At 54.3% G+C, this 4,269-nt stretch carries 6 protein-coding genes; 3 read left to right on the forward strand and 3 right to left on the reverse strand.

Going from position 1 to position 4,269, the window contains the following annotated elements; translation table 11 throughout:
• Positions 1 to 185: 185 nt before the first annotated feature.
• Entirely contained in the window at positions 186 to 749 is a 564-nt protein-coding gene (locus tag Q0Z69_RS16645) for a phosphoribosyltransferase family protein (protein WP_298035522.1), read from the forward strand.
• A 65-nt stretch (positions 750 to 814) separates the two neighbouring features.
• Positions 815 to 2,233 (forward strand): hypothetical protein, encoded by a 1,419-nt coding sequence (locus Q0Z69_RS16650; RefSeq protein WP_298035523.1) that lies wholly within the window; start codon positions 815 to 817, stop codon positions 2,231 to 2,233.
• Between the two features lie 60 nt (positions 2,234 to 2,293).
• Here Q0Z69_RS16650 and Q0Z69_RS16655 read toward each other — a convergent pair whose 3' ends face one another.
• From Q0Z69_RS16655 to ruvX, 3 genes are all read right to left on the reverse strand, one after another.
• Positions 2,294 to 2,488 (reverse strand): DUF6199 family natural product biosynthesis protein, encoded by a 195-nt coding sequence (locus tag Q0Z69_RS16655; protein WP_298035524.1) that lies wholly within the window; start codon positions 2,486 to 2,488, stop codon positions 2,294 to 2,296.
• A gap of 30 nt (positions 2,489 to 2,518) precedes the next feature.
• Positions 2,519 to 3,373, reverse strand: coding sequence for a hypothetical protein (locus Q0Z69_RS16660; RefSeq protein ID WP_298035525.1), 855 nt, complete (start codon positions 3,371 to 3,373; stop codon positions 2,519 to 2,521).
• A gap of 92 nt (positions 3,374 to 3,465) precedes the next feature.
• Positions 3,466 to 3,882 (reverse strand): Holliday junction resolvase RuvX, encoded by a 417-nt coding sequence (ruvX, locus tag Q0Z69_RS16665; protein ID WP_298035526.1) that lies wholly within the window; start codon positions 3,880 to 3,882, stop codon positions 3,466 to 3,468.
• A gap of 301 nt (positions 3,883 to 4,183) precedes the next feature.
• On the opposite strand from ruvX, the gene rpmG reads away from it, so the two are divergent.
• Positions 4,184 to 4,269: 50S ribosomal protein L33 (rpmG, locus tag Q0Z69_RS16670; RefSeq protein WP_298035527.1), on the forward strand; the 86-nt coding region annotated here is incomplete at its 3' end.

Consider the following 4,269-nt stretch of genomic DNA (forward strand, 5'->3'; position numbering starts at 1 on the left):
CTCAACTTTAACCGATGAGGCTTTATCCTTCATCCTTTTTTATTCAACTGTCTAATATGTATTGTAATCCTACATAAAGAAAAAGGGGGAAGGGCGGCGCCGCCTTGACTTTCCTGAAGGAATCTGTATAATATTTTCTGGAAGTTGACCCCACAGTGGTATTTTTTTGAGGGAGGCAAATCCTTATGTTGACATATTCCATGCAAATCGCGGGCCTGGAGCGGGAACTGCCCATCTGCAAAGTTACCGACGATCTGTACATCGGCGCGTTCATCTGCTTTGGCGACGCGGAACTGACCGTGGCCTGCGCCCGGGAGCTTTTGAAGCTGGTTCCCGAGGACAGCTATGACTATCTCTTCACCGCTGAGGCCAAGAGCATTCCCCTGATCCATGAGATGGCCCGCCAGTCCGGGGCGCAGAAGTGCTTTATCGCCAGAAAGGGTCCTAAGGCCTATATGCCGGACCCCATCCATGTGGAGGACCACTCCATCACCACCGCAGGGACCCAGAAGCTGTATCTGGGCCGGGACGATGCGGACCTGATCCGGGGCAGGCGTATTTTGCTGATGGACGACGTGATCTCCACCGGCGGGTCTCTCCACGCTATGGAGGAGCTGGTGAAGCTGGCGGGCGGCACGGTCACCGGCCGGGTCGCGGTACTGGCGGAGGGCGATGCGGCGGCACGGCCGGACATCAGATTCCTGGCCCCCCTGCCCCTGTTCAACGCGGATGGCACGGTGAAGGGATAAGTCTATCAAATGGCGCGCGGTCGGCAGACGGCGCGCCGTTTTCCTGTATGAAGATCGAGGTGTGTATGGAAAAACGTACTGTGTATTGGCTGCCGCGGATCGGACCGCTGGCGGTGCTGTCGGCGTTGTCCATGGCCTGCTCCGGCGTCCTCCGGGTCGTGTGGGCCTGCGGGGAGGCGGGGCTGACCGGGGGATTTTTTTGGACCCAGATCGTGCTGCCCCTGCTGGCCAATGTGACGTTCATCATCATTCTGTTCCGGGACGGACGGGACCGGCTGTACCGCTCCGCCATCCCTGTGTGGCTGGGCTGCGTGTTCTTTGCGTTGAAGGCACTGACGTTCCCATCCCTGGTCCACACGGTGCTGTGCCTGTGTCTGTATGCCATGGTGGCGGCGCTGTACACCGCCACTGTGATGGGCCGGGTCCCGACCCAAAAGCTGCTGTGGCCCCTGTTCGGCCTGCCCATGCTGTATCATATCTTCGTGGAGGACGTCCAGAAGCTGGGCTGGCCTCTCCACGATTGGCTACCGGAGCTCAGCGTGCTGTGCTGCATGGCGGCGCTGCTGTGTGTTTCCCTGGCCATGAAAAAGCGGCCGGTGGCGGAAGGGGAGCCTGTGCGCCGCTTCGGCGACCGGAACGACGGCCGCCGCCTGCGGAGCCTGTCGCCCATCTTCGCCGTGTCGCCCTATATCATGAAGACCCGCAACACCTCTCAGAACTTCATCGAGGACCACATCGAGGTCACGGAGATGGAGCGCTATATCGTGGAAAAGCGGAGGAGCGGCATGAAGAGCTTCGGCGTGCTGCATGTGCTGCTGGCGGCCTACGTCCGGGTCTGCGCCCGGTATCCGGGGCTGAACCGCTTCATCGCGGGACAGAAGATCTTTACCCGGGACCGGGAGATCGAGGTCAACATGACCATCAAGAAGGAGATGTCCACGGATTCGCCGGACACCGTCATCAAGGTGGCCTTTGACCCCGCCGACACGGCGGATGTGGTCTATGAGCGCTTCAACGCCAAGGTGCGGGAGGTCAAGGACGCGCCGGCGGACACCGGTTTCGACAAGCTGGCGGGGGCCTTCAACCTGATCCCCGGCCTGCTGCTGAAATTCTTCGTGTTCCTGCTCCAGGTCATGGACTACTTCGGCCTGCTGCCCCGGTTTTTGACCAAGCTGTCGCCCTTCCACGGCTCCCTTTATATCACCTCCATGGCCTCTCTGGGCATCCCGCCCATTTACCACCATCTGTATGACTTCGGCAATGTGCCGGTGTTCTGCTCCTTCGGCAAGAAGCGGCGGGTCTACGAGGCCAAGCGGGACGGCACGGTGGTGCTGCGGAAGTATATCGACTGCAACTTCGTCACCGACGAGCGCATCGTGGACGGCTTTTACTATGCCTCTGCCGTGCGGTATCTCCACAATCTGCTCAGCGACCCCTGGCAGCTGGACCAGCCGCCGGAGGAGATCCTGCGGGACCAGGCGTGAATACAAACAGGAAGCGGCAGCGCCGCTTCCTGTTTCCCTTTGGATGTGCAGAACATTTGATTATAACATATATACAAGAGCTGCGACCCCGAAACAAATAACAAAAGTGCCGCATATTCGGCAGACTGCCAAAAACAGGTTTGTGGGCTCTCCGTTTTTGACAGAAAGAACATGCTGAAATTCCCATACTCTTTCTGGCCGCCAGGCCATCATCATACCGGCGGCAATGCAAAAAATGCTTAATAAAATCGTCATATCGCGTCCCCTCCATTTAAAATACCATTGCTAAAGCAACGTGATTCCCTCGATGCCAAATGTTTTGAGTTGTTCAACGGCATCCTCATAAAATGGCAGCTTCATTTCCGTCACATCGATTCTGCAAATCGTATCGTCAAAAAACATGTTAGGAATTTCAATGATATTCAGTTCGCAATTCATGCCGTATTGACGAGCCAGCTTGATATACGCAATAGAGCGTATGTCAATAAAGGTTGAGTATCCGCCAGGCCATTTTCGATAGTTCTTAATATGCTGTACCAATGATTTGTATAAAGCGTTGTCGTCTTTGCAAAGAATTGACTGGATGATCGAACGCTCTGTCTCACTGATCCACAGTTGATCGGGATTGCTGCAATCAAATTCAGTTCCTGTTTTCGAAAGCAGTGAACGAGTTTTCTCAAAATCACCTTCAAAAAGGGATATGTACAAATGGTTTATATGTTTCATATATGGCGGAATTGGTTGATTAACTGCATAAAGCTGTAAGATGGAACATGCGAAATCCTTCACTGCATGTTCCATTTCTGTAATATCTAAATTCTGCTGTTGTTTGGAGATCTTTTCACCCACAGCATGATCAAACAGATATGCAAAAATCCCTGCCAGACCAGATAAATAACAGTAGGTTACACATTGAATATCGTCTGGGTTTTTAAGATATAGATTTCCCGCAATCATATGATATTCGAGATGGAGATTCGAATAAATTCTGCGGTAATCCCTTTGGGCACTTTCTTTTCGCTCATTCCGCGCGAGCAGTGCCATCATATTGTAATAAGCGGATATTTTACCGTCCTGCTTTTTCCAAACCTTTGCCTTATTCCTGAGTTCCTTCTCCCATTTGGGAGGCTGATAGACCAATCCTTACACCGTGGAGTGATCGCTCCTCAAATCGTGATTTCTATGGCATCCAGAAAACTGCCGTGCTTTACATGAGTGAAAAGTCCCCTTGCTCAGTGGTCCTTCTTATAGGTGAGATAGCCCTCCAGGATCAAAGACGCCGCCACGGCGTCCACCACCTTTTTCCGTTTCTTGGCGTTTTTGCCGCTGTTGAAGAGGATCTGATGGGCGTCGATGGTGGTGCGGCGCTCGTCCCACAAAACGACGGGCAGGGAGGCGGCCTCCTCCAGCAGGGCTTTCATGGCCTGGGCCTTTTCCGACCGGGGACCCCGGGTGCCGTCCATGTTGATAGGGTGGCCCAGCACCAGCTCCTCCACGCTGTGCTCCCGTGCCAGAGCGGCCACCCGCTCCGCCACTGCCTCCGGGCGGCGGGCGTCGATGACAGTGGTGAATCCGGCCAGAAAGCCGGTGGGGTCCGAGATGGCGATGCCGGTGTGAGCGTCGCCGTAGTCAATAGCCATGATACGCATCGTGTTCCCTCCCTTTTGCCGTTTTGGACATCATAACATATCCGCAGGAACGGTGCAAGACCGTGTGGTGCCGCTCAGGATCAGCCTTTCTGAAAATTTCTGGGATTTTTTGCGGAAAAACAGTTGACCGGCGGTTTGACCTGTGGTACAATCTCTCTTACCTGTGAAAAAGGGCTTTGTTGTCGTGCGCGTTTTTCGCTTTTCAGCCACGCCGGGAAAGCCGCTTTCCATCAACAGGGAGGCAGTCGGTATCCTCCGGCGTTTGCCGGACATGATACCAATAATAAGGAGGTGCCGTTAAATGCGCGTGAAAGTCACTTTGAGATGCAACGAGTGCAAGCAGAGAAACTACAATACGATGAAGAACAAGAAGAACACCCCGGACAA

Source organism: uncultured Dysosmobacter sp. (genome assembly GCF_947631165.1).
Lineage (GTDB): Bacteria > Bacillota > Clostridia > Oscillospirales > Oscillospiraceae > Oscillibacter.